Genomic DNA, 16354 nt, shown 5'->3' with positions numbered 1-16354 from the left:
CTGCTCTTGCTGGTTCAGAAGACATCATTATAAGCCTCATGCCTGGCCTCAGGCCGCGCCTTCCCGCTCTTCGCGCAGGATGCGCTGGCGTTCGATCCAGTCGGCCACCGGCCCGCGCACGTCAATACCCGACAGGTCCTTGGCCACGCCCAGGTTCAGCCCCAGCAGGAAGGGAATGCTGTCCACCGGCACCCCGTCGCAGTGCTCGCCAAAGGCGCGCAGGAAACGCGGCGAATCGACGACCTTGATCACTTTCTCGCCGCTCATGTACTGCAGGATGCTGGTGATGCTGTGGCCCTTGCCGATGGCGTGGTAGATGAAGCGGTTGTATTCCTTGTCCAGCTTCTTGAAATCCAGGGTTTCCTTGGTCATCAGGCCGGACAGATAATGCAGGCCGAGCGCCACGCGGAAAAAGCCGGTGGCCTCGGACACGGTGGTGCCGCTGCGCGTAACGGCGAGGATTTTTTCTTTGGTTGCGCTATCGATCAGCTGGCTGTTTTTCATGGTGGTTTGACTATAGCAAGACAAAACGCTTTTGTACCTTGCACGCCAGAATTTTGGCATGCTACCCTTGCTCACCATCTTTACAACAGGATAACAAAATGCTCGAAGTTCAGGGCTTGGCCAAGCGCTTTCCTCTGCATGGAAACAAGGGGCAGGCGCCGGCAACGCGTGATCCGCGCGGCCACGACGGCTGGTTCCACGCGGTGCGCGACGTGAGCTTCAGTTGCGCCCCCGGCGAAGTGCTGGGCCTGCTCGGGCCCAACGGCGCCGGCAAGACCACCACCCTGCGCCTGCTGTCGACCGCGCTGACGGCGGACGCGGGCAAGGCCCTGGTGAACGGGGTGGACCTGCTGCAGAACCCGCTGCTGGCGCGCCAGCAGATCGGCTTCCTGTCCGGCTCCACCGGCCTGTACGGGCGCCTGACGGCGCGCGAAAACGTCGAGTACTTCGGCCGCCTGCACGGCATGGACGCGGCCCACCTGAAGCGCCGCTGCGACGAGCTGTTCGAGCTGCTGCAGATGCAGGACTACGGCGGCAAGCGCGCAGACCAGCTGTCCACCGGCATGAAGCAGAAGTGCGCCATCGCCCGCACGGTGGTGCACAACCCGCAGATCGTGATCCTGGACGAGCCGACCACCGGGCTGGACGTGATGTCGTCCAAGATCCTGCTGGACTTCATTGCCAGCTACAAGGCGCTGCGCATCCCGCTGGTGTTTTCCACCCACCACCTGCACGAAGTGGAAAAGCTGTGCGACCGGGTCTGCATCATCAACCACGGCAAGACCGCCTTCAACGGCACGGTCGACCAGCTGCGCCACCTGGGCGGCAGCGCCGACCTGTACGACGCCTTCATCGACGTCATCAACCGCGAGGGCTGAGCCATGTGGACCATTTATCTGAAGGAAATCCTGGAGCTGGCGCGCGACCGCAAGACCTTCATCTTCACCGTGCTGATCCCGGTGCTGGCCATGCCGCTGATACTGGGCGGCTTCAGCTACCTGTCCACCAATATGTTCAACAAGGCGCGCACCGCCGAGCTGACGTACGCGGTGTTCGGCAAGCAGCACGCGCCCGGCCTGAGCCAGCGCTTCACCGCCGAGCGCGGCTTCCGCGAAGTGGCGCTAAGCTCGCCGGACGAGATCCGCAACGCCATCGACAAGGACGTGATCAAGTTCGCGCTGGTGATCCCGCCCCAGTTCCAGCAGCAGCTGGACCGCAAGCAGCAAGCCGGCGTGGTGCTGCATTACAACAGCGCGGTGATGGTGGACGTCATCCGCAAGCGCGTCTCGGCCGAGCTCGATGCGCTGAACGCCGAGCTGCGCGAACAGGAACTGTCGGCGCTCAACCTGAGCAAGAACCAGCTGCGCTTCGCGCTCAGCCCGGTCACGCTGGAAGAGCGCTCCACCGCCGGCAAGCGCGAGAAAATGGGCGCCATGCTGGGCGGCATCCTGCCCTATCTGCTGCTGATGGGCTGCCTGATGGCCGCCATGTATCCCGCCATCGACCTGGGCGCCGGCGAAAAGGAGCGCGGCACACTGGAAACGCTGCTGCTGGCACCGGTGCCGCGCAGCGCCATCGTGCTGGCCAAGTTCCTGGTGCTGTTTACGGTCGGCCTGACCTCGTCGGTGCTGATGGTGGCCAGCATGAGCGTGCTGCTGTTCATCTTCGGCGCCACCGCCTCGCCCGACCTGGCCGCCATGGTGCGCGCGATCGGCGTGCTGGACATGGCCATGCTGGCGCTGATGCTGGCGCCCACGGCCGCCATCTTCGCCTCGGTGCTGCTGTCGCTGTCGATCTACGCCAAGAGCTACAAGGAGGCGGCCGGGCTGATCTCGCCGCTGATGCTGCTGTCCCTGCTGCCGGTGATGGTGGCCCTGCTGCCGGGCGTGGAGCTGAACTGGTTCTGGGCCATGGTGCCGCTCACCAATGTGTCGCTGGCCATGAAGGAACTGGTGAAAGGCACCATGGACTACCGCATGTTCGCCGTGATCCTGGTCTCGACCACCTTGACGGCCGGCGCCCTGCTGGCCCTGTGCCGCTGGTGGTTCAGCCGTGAACAGGTGCTGTTTCGAAATTAATCTCCATGGCAAAGCGCCTGCATTCGGCAATCTGGAACCCCGATTTTGCCGACTGTCGCAATGAAGCCACCGCTCAGCCGCAATTTCAATACAATGCCAACATTGAATAGTGGTATGTCCTGTTGCAGCGCAGCAGGACACAATAGGAGTCAGCATGGAATTACGCATCCGCAACTTGTCCAAGACTTACGCCAACGGGGTGGTGGCGCTGGACAATATTTCGCTCACGATACCGGCCGGGATGTTCGGCTTGCTGGGCCCTAACGGGGCCGGCAAGTCCACCCTGATGCGGACGCTGGCGACGCTGCAGGAATGCGATTCGGGTTCGGTGTTCCTGGGCGAGCTGGACGTGCTGGACGAAAAGGACGAGATCCGCCGCCTGCTGGGCTACCTGCCGCAGGACTTCGGCGTCTACCCCAAGGTGTCGGCCTACGAAATGCTGGACCACTTCGCCGTGCTGAAAGGCTTGTCCAACCGCGCCCGCCGGCGCGAAGTGGTGGACGGCCTGCTGCAGCAGACCAACCTGTTCGAAGTGCGCCACCAGAAGCTGGGCACGTATTCGGGCGGCATGCGCCAGCGTTTCGGCATTGCCCAGGCCCTGCTGGGCGACCCCAAGCTGATCATCGTCGATGAACCCACCGCCGGCCTGGATCCGCAGGAGCGCGTGCGCTTCCACAACCTGCTGTCGGACATCGGCGAAGACCGCACCGTGATCCTGTCCACCCACATCGTGAGCGACGTGGCCGACCTGTGCGCCAACATGGCCATCATCAACAAAGGCCATCTGCTGCTGGCCGGCCAGACCCAGCAGCTGATCGACGATGTCAGCTGCAAGATCTGGGCGCGCTTCGTGGACAAGAAAGACCTGCAGCAGTTCCAGACCCGCCACGCCGTCATCTCCACCCGTTTGCTGTCCGGCCGCACCCTGATCCACGTCTACAGCGACGACGATCCGGGCGACGGCTTCGAGGAAGCCATCGGCGACCTGGAAGACCTCTACTTCGCCACCATCGCCGGCCGCCACAGCGCAGCCGACCGCTGCGATTAAGGCGGCCGCCATGTTCGCCATCGCCCTGTTCGAAGCGCGCCAGCGCCTGAAAATGCTGTCCACCTGGGTTTATTTCGGCATGTTCTTGCTGCTGGCCCTGCTGTGGATGGCGGCCGCCGGCGGCGTATTCAAGGAAGCCACCGTCACCTTCGGCGGCCGCGTCTTCATCAACGCGCCGCGCTCCATCATGTTCACGGCCAGTTTCCTCGGCTGCCTGGGCGTGATCGTGGTGGCCGCCATGATGGGCCGCTCGGTGCAGCAGGACTTTGAATACGACATGCACCACTTCTTCTTCAGCGCGCCGATCCGCAAATACCAGTACATGCTGGGCCGCTTCATCGGCGCCTACCTGACCTTGGCCGTGGTGTTCTCCTCCATCCTGCTGGGCGCCTGGCTGGGTACGTTCATCCCCGGCATCGATCCCGAGCGGCTGGGCAACCCGCCGCTGGCGGCCTGGCTGATCCCCTACTTCACCACACTGCTGCCCAACCTGTTCATCTTCGGCGCCATCTTTTTCGTGCTGGCCGCGCTGACGCGGCGCATGCTGCCGGTCTATATCTCCAGCGTGGTGATGCTGATCGGCTACATCGTCGCGCCCGGCCTGGCGCGCGACCTGGACTACAAGACCCTGGCCGCGCTGATCGACCCCTTCGGCACGGCAGCCGCCATCAATCTCACCGAATACTGGCCCATCGCCGAGCGCAACACGCGCCTGGTGCTGCCGGAAGGCGTGTACCTGCTGAATCGCGTGATCTGGACCTCGTTCTCGCTGGTGGTTCTGCTGCTGGGCTACTGGCGCTTCCGCTTCGTCAGCAGCATCGACAGCGGCAAGGCCGACGCGCGCGGCGACGCAGAACCGGCGCTGCGCATCAGCCACTCGGCCAGCCACACGCACGAGGCGCCGGACTTCAAGTCGCGCAGCCTGGGCCTGCTGCTGGCCAAGATGAGCTGGCTGAACCTGCGCGAAACGGTGAAGAACGTCTATTTCCTGGTGATCGTGCTGGCCGGCGTGCTAACCATGTTCGCCGGCGCGCTGGACATGGGTTCCATGTACGGCACCAAGACTTACCCGGTGACCTACATGGTGCTGGAAATGGTGACCGATACTTTCGCCCTGTTCATGCTGGTGATCACCACGTTTTACGCGGGCGAGCTGGTGTGGCGCGAGCGCGAGAACCGCATGGCGCAAATGCTGGATGCGCTGCCGGTGCCAAGCTGGCTGCCCATGCTGTCCAAGCTGTTCGCGCTGATCGGCCTGCAGGCCCTGCTGATGCTGGTGGTGATGTTGTGCGGCATGGCGATCCAGGTCTTCAACGGCTATTTCCAGTTCGAGCCCGGCCTGTATTTCCAGCACCTGTTCACCATCCAGCTGCCGGCCTACGCGGCAGTGGCCGTGCTGGCTATTGCCGCGCAAGTGCTGATCAACCACAAGTACATGGCCCACTTTGCCATGATCGTGTACTACGTGGCCAGCATCACCCTGCCCTCGCTGGGCATCGAGCACCCGCTGCTGGTGTATGGCACCTCGCCCAGCTTCGTCTACTCGGCCATGAACGGCTACGGCCACTACCTGGTGCGCGAACGCTGGTTCGAGCTGTACTGGGGTGGCGCCGCGCTGATCCTGGTGGTGCTGTCGCTGCTGTTCTGGGCGCGCGGCAACAACGATGAATGGCGCCAGCGCATCTCCCTCGCGCGCCATGCGCTGACCATGCCGGTGCTGGCTGCCCTGGCCCTGGGCGCCAGCATCGTGCTGGGCGCGGGCGGCGTGCTGTTCTACAACCTGCACATCGCCAACTGCTATAAATCCACCTACCAGAAACTGGCCGACCGCGCGGACTACGAGCGCAAATACAAGCAGCTGGCGGGCCTGGCGCAGCCGCGCATCACCGACGTGCAGCTGGGCGTGGCCATCGAGCCGGAAAAGCGCAGCCTGCAAGTGAAGGGCCGCTACATGCTGGAGAACAAGAGCGGCCAGCCCATCACCGACATCTACATCACCCAGGACACCACGGCCGACCTGCGGCCGCTGCGCTTCGGCCAGGTGGCGCACCTGAAAATGAAAGACGAAGACCTGGGCGTATACCGCTACACCCTGTCCACGCCGCTGGCCGCGGGCGCCCGCATGCCGCTGGAATTCGAGCTCGAGTACGCGCCCAAGGGCATGCTCGGCCTGGGCCAGGACACGCCGGTGGTGGGCAACGGCACCTTCTTCAACAACACCGTGCTGCCGCACATCGGCTACCAGCGCCAGGCCGAGCTGACCGACCCGCGCGACCGCAAGCGCCACGGCTTGCCGGCGCAGGAGCGGGCACTGCCGCGCGACGATCCCAAGGGCCTGGCCAACAACTACCTCGGCAACGACGCCGACTGGGTCACCTTCGATGCCACCATCAGCACCAGCGCCGACCAGATCGCCGTGGCGCCGGGCAGCCTGGAGAAAGAATGGAAAGCCAAGGGCCGGCGCTACTTCCACTACAAGATGGACAAGCCCATCCTCAACTTCTACGCCTTCCAGTCGGCGCGCTACGCGGTCAAGCACGACTGGTGGCAGGACGTGGGCATCGAGATCTACTACCACCCGGGCCACGAATACAACCTGGACCGCATGGCCAAGGGCGTGAAGGATGCGCTGGACTACTACAGCAAGAACTACAGCCCCTACCAGCACAAGGTGGTGCGCATCGTCGAGTTTCCGCGCTACGCCAAGTTTGCGCAATCGTTCCCGAACACGATACCGTATTCGGAAAGCGTGGGTTTCATCGCCAAGGTGGACGACAAGAATCCGAAGGACATCGACTATCCCTTCTACATCACGGCGCATGAAGTGGCGCACCAGTGGTGGGCGCACCAGCTGGTGGGCGGCGACACGCGCGGCGCCACCGTGCTGAGCGAAACCCTGTCGGAATACTCGGCGCTGATGGTGATGAAAAAGCAGTACGGCCCGGACAAGATGCGCCGCTTCCTGCGCTACGACCTGAACAAATACCTGCTGGGCCGCGCGCTGGAGAACAAGAAGGAGCTGCCGCTGGCGGACAACGAGAACCAGCCCTACATCCATTACCGCAAGGGCAGCCTGGCCATGTACCAGCTGCAGGACATCCTGGGCGAGGACAAGGTGAACGCCGTGCTGAAGGGCTTGCTGGCCAAGCACGCATTCAACACCGCGCCCTATCCGAGCGTGACGGTGCTGGTGGACGCGCTGCGCCGCATCGCCCCGCCCGAGCAGGCCTATCTGATCGACGACCTGTTCAATTCCATCGTGCTGCACGACAACCGCGCGCTGAGCGCCACCGCGCGCAAGCGGGCCGACGGCAAGTATGAGGTCACCCTGAAAGTCCACGCCAGCAAGCTGCGGGCGGATGAACTGGGGGCCGAGAAGGAAGTGCCGATCCGCGACCTGATCGACGTGGGCGTGGACGACAAGGACGGCAACAGCCTGCTGCGCGAACGCAAGCTGATGGCGCAGAAGGAAGGCGTGTATACGCTGGTGGTGAATGGCCGGCCGGCGAAGGCCGGCATCGACCCGGACAACAAGCTGATCGACCGCAAGCCCGACGACAATATGATCGCCGTCGAGCAGTAGGCGGCGGGGTTTATTTCAGCAAGATCGCCTTGCGGTAAGGCGCGATGGGCGGCTTGGGGAACTGCACGGCGGCGTAGGTCTGGCGGAAGCAGGCCGCCTTGCTGTTCTCCACGTCGGTGACGGTGTTGGTGACTTTGCCGTTCGCGTCCAGCAGCAGCATGATGGTGACCGGGTACTTGGACTTGCCGTGGCAATTGCCGCGCTCGTCAAACTTCTGCGCATTGTTGTAGGCGATCGATTCGTCCTCGTACTTGCTGACTTTCGGATTCGGGAACTGGGCGTTGAATTTCGCCATCTCGGAGGTGAACTCGGGGTTCTTCGGCGAAGGCGCCTCATCCTGGGCGGCGGTGTTGGAGGTGGGCGAGGTCTGGCAGGCAGACAGCAGCAGCGCGGCGCACAGGGCGCTCAGTTTCAGTAAGGTATTTCGCATCATTTCTCCCAAAGCATGTAGTTGTTGTCACACTCTACACATTTTCGGAAATTTGCAGCGCACACTGCAGAGCTGGCGGGTTACGCGCTGACGCGCTAACCCGCCCTACGCCGCCCAGGGACATTGTTCCGTAGGGCGGGTTAGCACGCAGTGCGTAACCCGCCAAGCCTCAGGCCCGCAGACGCAAAGCCTGCACGCCGGTGCCGCGCACAGCCAGCCCAGGCGCATGACTGTACCCTTCCGACAGCTTGAACACGCTCACCACGTCCGCCAGCGATTCCGCCTGCTCCTGCAACGCGGTGGCCGCAGCGGCCGCTTCCTCCACCAGTGCGGCGTTCTGCTGGGTCACATGATCCATCTGTATCATCGCCTCGTTCACCTGCTCGATGCCGGCGCTCTGCTCCACGCTGGCGGTAGTGATGCCGCCCATGATGCCGGTCACGCGCTTGATGCTGTCCACCACTTCGCTCATGGTCATGCCGGCCTGCTCAACCAGCTGGCTGCCCGCGCCGACCTTGCCCACCGAGTCGTCGATGAGCAGCTTGATTTCCTTGGCGGCAGCAGCGCTGCGGTGCGCCAGGTTGCGCACTTCGGTGGCCACCACGGCAAAGCCACGGCCCTGCTCGCCTGCCCGCGCCGCTTCCACTGCCGCGTTCAGCGCCAGGATATTGGTCTGGAAAGCAATGCCGTCGATCACGCTGATGATGTCCACGATCTTGCGCGACGAAGCGTTGATCGATTCCATGGTGTCCACCACCTGCCCCACCACCGCCCCGCCGCGCTCGGCGACATGCGCGGCGGCCGCGGCCAGCTGATTGGCCTGGCGCGCGTTGTCGGCGTTCTGCTTCACGGTGGCGGTGAGTTCTTCCATGGACGAAGCGGTCTCTTCCAGGCTGCCCGCCTGCTGTTCGGTGCGGGCCGACAAGTCCTGGTTGCCGGCGGCGATCTGGCCGGACGCGGTGGCGATCTGGTCGGTGCCCGCGCGCACTTCGCCCACGATGCGGGCCAGGCCGTCGTTCATGGTCTTCAGCGCCTGCAGCAGGCGGCCGGTTTCATCGGTGCTGTCGACCACGATATGGCTGCGCAGGTCGTTGGATGCCACGGCACACGCGATTTCCACAGCGCGGCCCAGCGGCTGGGTGATGCCGCGCGTCAGGCGCCAGGCGCAAATGCCGCCCAGCGCCAGCACCACGGCGGCGAAGGCCAGCATGAAGCGGCGGTTGGCCTGGTAGTCGGCGTTGATGCCGGCCGCATTGGCATCGATGCTCTGGCGCTGCATGGTCAGCAGGCCGTGGAGGGCGTCCAGGTAAGCCTTGCCGTCGGGGATGAAACGCTGTTCCAGGACGGCGGCCGCCTCCTCGAACTTGTCTTCCTTCTTCAAGGCCACAATCGCGTCGCGTGAAGCAATGTAGCGTTTGCGCGCCGCCACCATGTCGGCGAACAGCTTCTTTTCCGCGTCGCTTTCCAGCAGCGGCTCGACCTTCTTCTGCAACTCGTTCACTTCGCTGGTGGAAGCGGCGGTGTCGGCAGCGAAGAAGGGGCCCAGGCTGGGGTCGCTGGACTTGGAAATGGCGGTGGTGCGGCGCACGCTGGTGTGGATCAGGCGATACCAGTCCGAAATCATGCGTTCTTTGGCCAAGGGCTGCTGCATCATGTCGCTGGTGGCGTCGGCGACCGAGCGCATATGGCTCAAGCCTATCCAGGTCATCAACATAGTGAGGAGCAGCACGAGTCCAAAGCCGCCGGCCAGGCGGGTGCCGATTTTCAAGTTTTTCATTTTTTCTCTCAAAAACTACGTATGGGACACAGGCGGATCAACCGCGCCCCGGCTGAGAACTGGTGCCAGTGCGTCCATGGGAAAGTGACGATTGCTACGATGTGACAGCGTGCAGCCTGCGCAGGTGCACTTGGTATTGACTGAACTACTAGGGAAGACCACGATTCTAACACGAAGTCACAAAAAAATGCCTAGTGGAAACTACGTAGTTTTATGCATAAGCCTCCAACGCGCCCGGCACGGCGCCGTCGAAACTGGCGCTGGCGGCCACGCCGGCGCGGTTGGGCAGGGTCTTGAGGGTGCCGCCCCAGTAGGACGACAGGACGACAGGATGGAAGGCGCCTTTGCACAGGCTGTGCACGGACGGGCGAACCGGCATACCATGGCGGCATGAAAACACTCATCCATACAATGTGGCCGCGCGCAGCAGCCATGACGGCTGTGGCCTGGTCGCTTGCCGCTTCGGCAATGGCCGCCGGCCCTACTTTCGGCGTGCACGGCATGGCACTGTTCGGCGGCAAGGAGGGCTTGTATGCCTCGCATTTGCCCATGTTCCATGCGCCGCACGATTACCAGGTGGTACTACAACTGCATGTGGCGGACGCCAGGCTGGACGCCGCGCTGCGAAGCCGGCTGGACGGCAAGACGGCGCTGTGGACGGTGGACCCGGAAAAGTTCGAACTGGACCGGCTGGCGCCCGGCGCGGCCGACCCGCTGCGGCAGTTCAAAGCCCAGCTGGTACTAGGCCATTTCGAGCAAGGCGGCAAGACGCAATACAGCGATGCAACGTTGGTGGTGGACAAAGTTCTACTGTTCCGACAGCTGTCTCCGGCCGAAAAACTAAACCCTAGAGCAACTTATGTGCAAATAGGCAACGGAAAACAGCGATATCTCATCAAGGAGATCGACAGCCGGCCTGATTTCGATCATATTGTTTCTTACCGTGCAGCATCGCATGCGCCTTATGCACCGGTTACCATCGCCAAGAGCGGCATGGCCGAACCGGACGCCAGGGCGCTAGCCGCCGCGCTGCAGGCAGTTCCGTCCGCCATACGCGGCACGGTCTACTTCTATACCGAAGACTTGCGGTGATGACAGTTCCTGCGATCTATCAAGGCTTGTGGCGACGCACCGGTATCTGGCGCAGCAATGGCACCAGTGACCTGAGCACGCAAGTCTGGTGGTTCCAGTCAGCAAGTTTCCACATCGATTTGCGTGTCCCCATCGACCGCCCTTCCATGGACAGCCGCGCCCAGCTGGCCACGCTGTCGCCTGTCCAACAAGCGCGTTTCAGCGCGCAGACCGGCTTTGCTGGCAAGACCATGGTGGCTGGCGAACGCTGCGAATGGCGGCCCGAGATCGCCTTCCCTGCCCTGAGTGCCGACCTGGACGCGGGCTGGATGCGCTTCGACAGCGAGGACGCCGTCCATGAAACCGGCATCGACAACAGCTATGAGGAAGACTGGGTGCGCATGGCCTCGGCACCCATGCGCGGCGTGCGGCTGGAGTCGGCAAGCTCGGCGGCAGGCGGACCGGTTGCCTACCTGATCATCGGCGAACGCTGGATGGCCTGGGCTTGCGGTAGACCTGGCGACGCTTTTTCCCCGGCCGCGCCGGACGCCGGCTCCTGGGGCGAATTCACCGTGCTGCACAAGGGCGGCGGCTGGCGCGTTGCAGGCTCCAACCACGCCTGGCAGGAGGGCCTGGACGTGCCCGATGCGGATGCCCTGGCGGCGCAGCCTTTCGCGCTGGCGGAGATCACCACCCTGCCCTTTGCACCGGGCCACTGGCGCGTCACAGCGCTGGCTTAGACGGCGCCAGCAAGGCCGGACGCACGCACAGCAGCAGCACCCACCCGGTGAAGACGGTCAGCGCCACAGCCAGCTGCGTCGGCGGAAACTGAACCGGGCTCCCCATCAGCTCCCACCCCAGCGCAAACGGAATCAGCAGCAGCACGAAGGTCACACCGCGATACAGCGGCCGATCGAAGCGCCCGCCCCAACCCACGGCGAACATCGCAAAGCCAGCCCCGATCAGCCCGGCACAGCCGATGACAAACAGCGCCAGCTGCCAGGCCGGCGTGAACGGTTCTCCCTGCGGAACCGCGCCTGCCAGCAGCGCCAGCGGAATGGAGACAAGCGGAATGCCGAAGCCGAGCAGCAGACAGCTCAAGCGCGTGAAGAGGCCAACCACCGAAGCGAAGACTTTCATACCAGTTCCCCATGACGACAATCAGCCAAGCATAGAAAAGGAATGTGAAGCGGCGATGCGCTTGCTGTGAAACCTGAAATAAAAACGGGACCCGAAGGTCCCGTTCGCTTGTGCCGCCGCTTACTCCACGGTGGCGGCGGCTTTCTTGGCCGGTGCTTTTTTCGCTGCCGGCTTGGCTGCAGCTTTTTTGGCTGCCGGCTTCGCTGCGGCTTTTTTCGCTGCCGGCTTGGCGGCGGCTTTCTTGGCCGGCGCTGCCGCTGCCGCTTCGCCTTCCGCCCCCTCGGCGCCTTCCGCCGCGTCGGCCTTGCCGGCTTTCGGCTTGGCGCCCGGCTTGGCTTTGCGCTCTTCGAACTCGAAGCTGATCTTGCCGTCCTTGCCCTTGACCAGGAAGGCCTTGAACGGACGGCGCGTGCGCTGCGAAACGAAGCCCGGCAGCAAGTCGGTCTTGCCCTCGTTGAGCAGCTTGCTCATCTGCTCAGGCAGGATTTCCTGCTGCAGGATGATGCGGCCGCTGCGGAAGTCGCAGGTCTTGGGTTTGGCCACGCTGTGCTCGCACACGTAGGCCAGGCCCATCTCATACACGTTGGCCGCGCATTTCGGGCAGGGGCCGACCGGGGTCTGGCCGGTGAAGTCCACGCCCTCGCCATCTTCGCCTTCCTCGTCGTTCTGGCCGAAGTCGAACTCCAGCTTGAAATTGCTGATGTCCTCGTCGCGCACGATGCGCAGGATGGCCGCGAACGGACGGCCCATCTTGGAGCGGAAGCCCTGCAGCGGGCCGATGGTGCGGTCCTTCAGCAGCTGCTCCACTTCGGCGATCTCGAACTGGCGGCTGCCCGGCGTTTTGCTCATCGAGAATTCGCACTTGGTGCAGGCGAAACGGCGGTAGTTCTCCTTCACCACCCCGGCGCAGTTCGGGCACGGCGTGGTCAGGGTGGCGTAGTCGCCGGGGATGGTGTCGTTGTCGTATTCCTTGGCGCGCTTGACGATGATCTGCGTCATCTGGGCGATTTCGCGCATGAATTCTTCACGCGAGATGCGGCCCTTTTCCATCTGCGACAGCTTGTATTCCCATTCGCCGGTCAGCTCCGGGGCGGTCAGTTCGTTCACGCCCAGGCCGCGCAGCAAGGTCATCAGCTGCGACGCTTTCGCGGTCGGCATCAGTTCGCGGCCTTCGCGCAGCAGGTATTTCTCGCCCAGCAGGCCCTCGATGATGGCCGCGCGCGTGGCCGGCGTGCCCAGGCCCTTGCCGGCCATGGCGTCGCGCAGCTCGTCGGAATCGACCAGCTTGCCGGCGCCTTCCATGGCGGACAGCAGCGTCGCTTCCGTGTAGCGGGCAGGCGGCTTGGTGACCAGGCCGTTGGGCGTGACTTTCTCGGTGTGCACCTTCTCGCCCTTGGCCACCGGCACCAGCATGCCGCTGCCTTCCTTGTCGTCGTCGCCGGCCACGTCCTTGCCGTAGATGGCCATCCAGCCGGCGTTGGTCATGACCTTGCCCTCGGTCTTGAACTGGTGGCCGGACACTTCGGTGTAGCGGGTGGTGACCTGGAACTCGGCGGCCGGGAAGAACACGGCCATGAAGCGGCGCGTCACCAGGTCGTACAGCTTCTGCTCCGGCTCGGACAGGTTCTTCGGGGCGATGCCGGTCGGAATGATGGCAAAGTGGTCCGAGATCTTGCTGTTGTCAAAGATGCGCTTGTTCGGCTTGACCCAGCCCTTGGCCAGGATCTGCTTGGCAAAGGTATGGTAGTTATTGTTCTGGCCCAGCACGCCCAGCACTTCCTTGACGGTGTCCAGGTAGTCTTCCGGCAGGTGGCGCGAATCGGTACGCGGATAGGTCAGCACCTTGTGCTTCTCGTACAGCGCCTGGGCCAGGCCCAGCGTGTTCTTGGCCGAGAAGCCGAAGCGTCCGTTGGCCTCGCGCTGCAGGCTGGTCAGGTCGAACAGGCCAGGCGCCATCGAGGTGGTCGGCTTGGATTCTTCGGTGACGTTGCCCTGCTTGCCCTTGCAGGCCAGTGCGATGCTGTCGGCGGCGGCCTTGGACCACAGGCGCTCGGCGCGCTTCTCGGGATCGTTCTCGTCCTTCTTGAAGCTGGAATCCATCCAGCGGCCTTCGTACACGCCGGCCGCGCAGATGAACTCGGCACGCACTTCCCAGTAGTCGCGCGAGACGAATTTCTTGATTTTCTCTTCACGCTCGACCACGATCGACAGGGTCGGCGTCTGCACGCGGCCCACGGTGGTCAGGTAGAAGCCGCCCTCTTTCGAGTTGAACGCGGTCATGGCGCGGGTGCCGTTGATGCCGATCAGCCAGTCCGCTTCCGAACGGCAGCGTGCGGCATCGGCCAGCGGCAGCATTTCATCGTCCGAGCGCAGGTTGTTGAAGCCTTCGCGGATCGCGTTGGGCGTCATCGACTGCAGCCACAGGCGCTGCACCGGCTGCTTGGCCTTGGCGTTCTGCGCGATCAGGCGGAAGATCAGTTCTCCTTCGCGGCCCGCGTCGCATGCGTTGATCAGGCCGGTGACGTCCTTGCGCTTGATCAGCTTGTTGAGCACTTTCAGGCGCGACTCGGTCTTGGCGATCGGGTTCAGCGCGAAGTACGGCGGGATCATCGGCAGGTGCGCGAAGCTCCATTTGCCGCGCTTGACGTCGTGCTCTTCGGGGACCGCGATTTCCAGCAGGTGACCCACGGCCGAGGACAGCACGTATTCGTCCGACTCAAAGTACTCATCGTGCTTGGTAAAGCCGCCCAGCGACTTCGCGATGTCGTTCGCGACAGATGGCTTCTCGGCGATGATGAGGGTTTTGCTCATAGTTTTCGTATTCTCTTGTTTTTTTACTCTGGATTTGGCGCAGCATGCGCATCATACAGACAATTTTTATACCGCATGCTGAACTTTTGCAATCCCGGCATGGTTGCCGCCGTATGGCGGCCTGGCACTGCATAGGGTAATCTGGTCGTCTTGCGGCATGCAAGCGGGGAACAAACGGGAAGCGGGCTCAGTGCAGCAGGCGCGGCATCTGATCTTCGTCGGAACCGAACAGGTCGTCGAACATCAGGGCGTCGGGCTCCTTGCCCTGGCTCCACAGCAGCATCAGGACGATGACCTTCAGCTTGCCCAGCGATACTGGAATTTCATCCAGCGCCAGCGCGCGCTCAATCACGATTTCCCGCTGCAGCGGCGACAGCACCTGAGCGCTTTCAAGGAACTGGATAAAGCCGATGGCGGCCGTGCCCAGCGCGTCCTGCTCCTCTTCCACGTAGTAGCGGGTGCCGGTGGAGGCGGCTGTCAGCGTCTGCTCGACACCGGCCATTTCATTGAGGTCGGTCAGCCACACCAGCGCTTCGGATATCTCTTCATCGTCGAAACCGACGGCCGACAGTTTCCTCGCCAATGCGGCCGGTTCCGGGCACGCGTCGGGGCGGTAATACGTCTCGTAGAGATAAACAAGGATGTCGAACATGGCGCTACTCTAACAGTTAAGAACGGCGAAACACAAGCCCTGCACCGCATCCTTACCGGGCCGCCCGGCTCAGGCGCTGGAAAATGCCTCCCGGCAATCGTTCGACCAGGCCGGCCAGTTCCAGCGCCAGCAAATGGCTTTGGGCGTCCGCCGCGGACAGGCCGGCGCGCCGGGCCAGGGTGTCGGCATGGGCCGGGTCGTGGCCAAGCGCGCTGAGCACCGCTTCCAGCTCGGCGCGCACCTGGGCGGTGGCCTGCAGGCGCTCGGCGCCGGCGCCGGACGGCGCCTCGGGCAGCAAATCCACCAGCACGTCGGCGGCGCACTCGGTCAGCTTGGCCTTGCCTTCGCGGATCAGCGCGTTGCAGCCCTTGCTCAGGGTGGCATGGATGGAACCGGGCACGGCGAACACGTCGCGCCCCTGGTTGAGCGCGTAGCGCGCCGTGATCAGCGAACCGGACTGCGCGGCAGCCTCGATCACCAGCACGCCGCGCGCCAGGCCGCTGATGATGCGGTTGCGGCGCGGGAAGTTGTCCGGCAGCGGCGCCGTGCCCAGGGGATACTCGCTGACCACGCAGCCCTCGGCGGCGATCCGCAGCGCCAGCTCGCGGTTGCGGGCCGGATACAGGCGGTCGATGCCGGTGCCGACCACAGCCACCGTGCCGGCGCCGCCCTGGCCGCCGCCGCCCGCCAGGCCGCCCGCGTGGGCGGCCGCGTCGATGCCCAGCGCCAGCCCGGACACCACGGTCAGCCCGGCAGCGGCCAGCGCCTCGGCGAAACGGTCCGCGTTGGCCACGCCCTGGGCGCTGGCGTTGCGGCTGCCGACTATGGCCACGGCAGGCCGGTACAGCAGTTCGCGCCGCCCTCTTGTATACAGTAGCAGCGGCGCGGCGGGGATTTCGCGCAGCAGCGGCGGAAAGGCCGGATCGTCCAGCGCCATGAGCTGGTGGCCGGGCTGCGCCAGCCAGCCCAGCGCGGCGTCCGCCAGGCGCGCCGCCTCATCGAGCAAGGCGGCGGAAGGCGCCCGCAGGGCCTGCACGGCGGCTGGCACCAGGCTGTCGGCCAGCACCTCGGACAAGATGCCGCCCAGCCGGTCGGGGCCGGCATCGAACACGCGGTCGGGATGGCGCAGTTCAGCGATCAGCGCGGCGCCGGCAGTCACGCCGACGCCGGGCGTCAGCTGCAGGCGCAGCCAACTGGCGAGTGCCGCGCGGCCCACAGGCTGCGGGGCGGGGGCGGGGGTATCCGTGGCTTGCACGGCGG

The 16354-nt window shown here is 64.2% G+C and carries 14 protein-coding genes; 6 read left to right on the top strand and 8 right to left on the bottom strand.

Going from position 1 to position 16354, the window contains the following annotated elements:
• Positions 1–48 precede the first annotated feature (48 nt).
• Positions 49–504, bottom strand: coding sequence for a hypothetical protein (locus tag ASC94_RS18405; RefSeq protein WP_082616658.1), 456 nt, complete (start codon positions 502–504; stop codon positions 49–51).
• Positions 505–602: 98 nt separating this feature from the next.
• On the opposite strand from ASC94_RS18405, the gene ASC94_RS18400 reads away from it, so the two are divergent.
• The 4 genes from ASC94_RS18400 (at position 603) to ASC94_RS18385 (ending at position 7213) form a co-directional block, all read left to right on the top strand.
• On the top strand, positions 603–1382 hold the full coding sequence (locus ASC94_RS18400; RefSeq protein ID WP_056398355.1) for an ATP-binding cassette domain-containing protein: 780 nt from the start codon (positions 603–605) through the stop codon (positions 1380–1382).
• 3 nt (positions 1383–1385) lie between these two features.
• Entirely contained in the window at positions 1386–2582 is a 1197-nt protein-coding gene (locus ASC94_RS18395) for an ABC transporter permease (protein WP_056398353.1), read from the top strand.
• A 154-nt stretch (positions 2583–2736) separates the two neighbouring features.
• Entirely contained in the window at positions 2737–3630 is an 894-nt protein-coding gene (locus tag ASC94_RS18390) for an ABC transporter ATP-binding protein (protein ID WP_056398349.1), read from the top strand.
• A gap of 10 nt (positions 3631–3640) precedes the next feature.
• A complete protein-coding gene (locus ASC94_RS18385; protein WP_056398345.1) occupies positions 3641–7213 on the top strand; it encodes an ABC transporter permease in 3573 nt (1190 codons plus the stop codon).
• A gap of 10 nt (positions 7214–7223) precedes the next feature.
• Here the strand turns inward: ASC94_RS18385 and ASC94_RS18380 are convergent, their stop codons facing one another.
• The 3 genes from ASC94_RS18380 to ASC94_RS32715 form a co-directional block, all read right to left on the bottom strand.
• Complete coding sequence (locus ASC94_RS18380) at positions 7224–7643, bottom strand: hypothetical protein (RefSeq protein WP_056399642.1); 420 nt, start codon at positions 7641–7643, stop codon at positions 7224–7226.
• 169 nt (positions 7644–7812) lie between these two features.
• Positions 7813–9420, bottom strand: coding sequence for a methyl-accepting chemotaxis protein (locus tag ASC94_RS18375; RefSeq protein WP_082616657.1), 1608 nt, complete (start codon positions 9418–9420; stop codon positions 7813–7815).
• Between the two features lie 211 nt (positions 9421–9631).
• Positions 9632–9799, bottom strand: coding sequence for a hypothetical protein (locus tag ASC94_RS32715; RefSeq protein ID WP_157201512.1), 168 nt, complete (start codon positions 9797–9799; stop codon positions 9632–9634).
• Positions 9800–9921: 122 nt separating this feature from the next.
• Between ASC94_RS32715 and ASC94_RS18370 the strand changes: the two genes are divergently transcribed.
• Positions 9922–10512, top strand: coding sequence for a hypothetical protein (locus tag ASC94_RS18370; protein ID WP_229417333.1), 591 nt, complete (start codon positions 9922–9924; stop codon positions 10510–10512).
• Entirely contained in the window at positions 10512–11231 is a 720-nt protein-coding gene (locus tag ASC94_RS18365) for a hypothetical protein (protein ID WP_157201511.1), read from the top strand. The genes ASC94_RS18370 and ASC94_RS18365 overlap by 1 nt, the downstream gene beginning before the upstream one ends.
• On the opposite strand, the gene ASC94_RS18360 is transcribed toward ASC94_RS18365, so the two are convergent.
• The 4 genes from ASC94_RS18360 to dprA all read right to left on the bottom strand — a co-directional run bounded on the left by ASC94_RS18360 (position 11215) and on the right by dprA (position 16349).
• Positions 11215–11631, bottom strand: a complete 417-nt coding sequence (locus ASC94_RS18360; protein ID WP_056398335.1) for a hypothetical protein — start codon at positions 11629–11631, stop codon at positions 11215–11217. The two genes, ASC94_RS18365 and ASC94_RS18360, sit on opposite strands and share 17 nt — an antisense overlap.
• Positions 11632–11751: 120 nt before the next feature.
• Positions 11752–14442, bottom strand: coding sequence for a DNA topoisomerase III (locus ASC94_RS18355; RefSeq protein WP_056398332.1), 2691 nt, complete (start codon positions 14440–14442; stop codon positions 11752–11754).
• Positions 14443–14629: 187 nt separating this feature from the next.
• Entirely contained in the window at positions 14630–15094 is a 465-nt protein-coding gene (locus tag ASC94_RS18350) for a DUF494 family protein (protein WP_056398329.1), read from the bottom strand.
• Between the two features lie 52 nt (positions 15095–15146).
• Complete coding sequence (gene dprA / locus ASC94_RS18345; RefSeq protein WP_056398326.1) at positions 15147–16349, bottom strand: DNA-processing protein DprA; 1203 nt, start codon at positions 16347–16349, stop codon at positions 15147–15149.
• Positions 16350–16354: the final 5 nt, after the last annotated feature.

The sequence above is a fragment of the Massilia sp. Root418 genome (genome assembly GCF_001425265.1).
Lineage (GTDB): Bacteria > Pseudomonadota > Gammaproteobacteria > Burkholderiales > Burkholderiaceae_D > Rugamonas.
Note: the sequence above shows the minus strand (reverse complement) of the source record. Positions and strands in the feature narration are given on the sequence as shown.

Bases quoted from the DNA above. Each gene is read 5' to 3' on its own strand.
- ASC94_RS18360 (WP_056398335.1), bottom strand. From the start codon at position 11,631: ATGAAAGTCTTCGCTTCGGTGGTTGGCCTCTTCACGCGCTTGAGCTGT.
- ASC94_RS18380 (WP_056399642.1), bottom strand. From the start codon at position 7,643: ATGCGAAATACCTTACTGAAACTGAGCGCCCTGTGCGCCGCGCTGCTG.
- ASC94_RS18370 (WP_229417333.1), top strand. From the start codon at position 9,922: ATGGCACTGTTCGGCGGCAAGGAGGGCTTGTATGCCTCGCATTTGCCC.
- ASC94_RS18390 (WP_056398349.1), top strand. From the start codon at position 2,737: ATGGAATTACGCATCCGCAACTTGTCCAAGACTTACGCCAACGGGGTG.
- ASC94_RS18365 (WP_157201511.1), top strand. From the start codon at position 10,512: ATGACAGTTCCTGCGATCTATCAAGGCTTGTGGCGACGCACCGGTATC.
- ASC94_RS18350 (WP_056398329.1), bottom strand. From the start codon at position 15,094: ATGTTCGACATCCTTGTTTATCTCTACGAGACGTATTACCGCCCCGAC.
- ASC94_RS18385 (WP_056398345.1), top strand. From the start codon at position 3,641: ATGTTCGCCATCGCCCTGTTCGAAGCGCGCCAGCGCCTGAAAATGCTG.
- ASC94_RS18375 (WP_082616657.1), bottom strand. From the start codon at position 9,420: ATGAAAAACTTGAAAATCGGCACCCGCCTGGCCGGCGGCTTTGGACTC.
- ASC94_RS18395 (WP_056398353.1), top strand. From the start codon at position 1,386: ATGTGGACCATTTATCTGAAGGAAATCCTGGAGCTGGCGCGCGACCGC.
- ASC94_RS32715 (WP_157201512.1), bottom strand. From the start codon at position 9,799: ATGCCGGTTCGCCCGTCCGTGCACAGCCTGTGCAAAGGCGCCTTCCAT.
- ASC94_RS18400 (WP_056398355.1), top strand. From the start codon at position 603: ATGCTCGAAGTTCAGGGCTTGGCCAAGCGCTTTCCTCTGCATGGAAAC.
- ASC94_RS18355 (WP_056398332.1), bottom strand. From the start codon at position 14,442: ATGAGCAAAACCCTCATCATCGCCGAGAAGCCATCTGTCGCGAACGAC.
- ASC94_RS18405 (WP_082616658.1), bottom strand. From the start codon at position 504: ATGAAAAACAGCCAGCTGATCGATAGCGCAACCAAAGAAAAAATCCTC.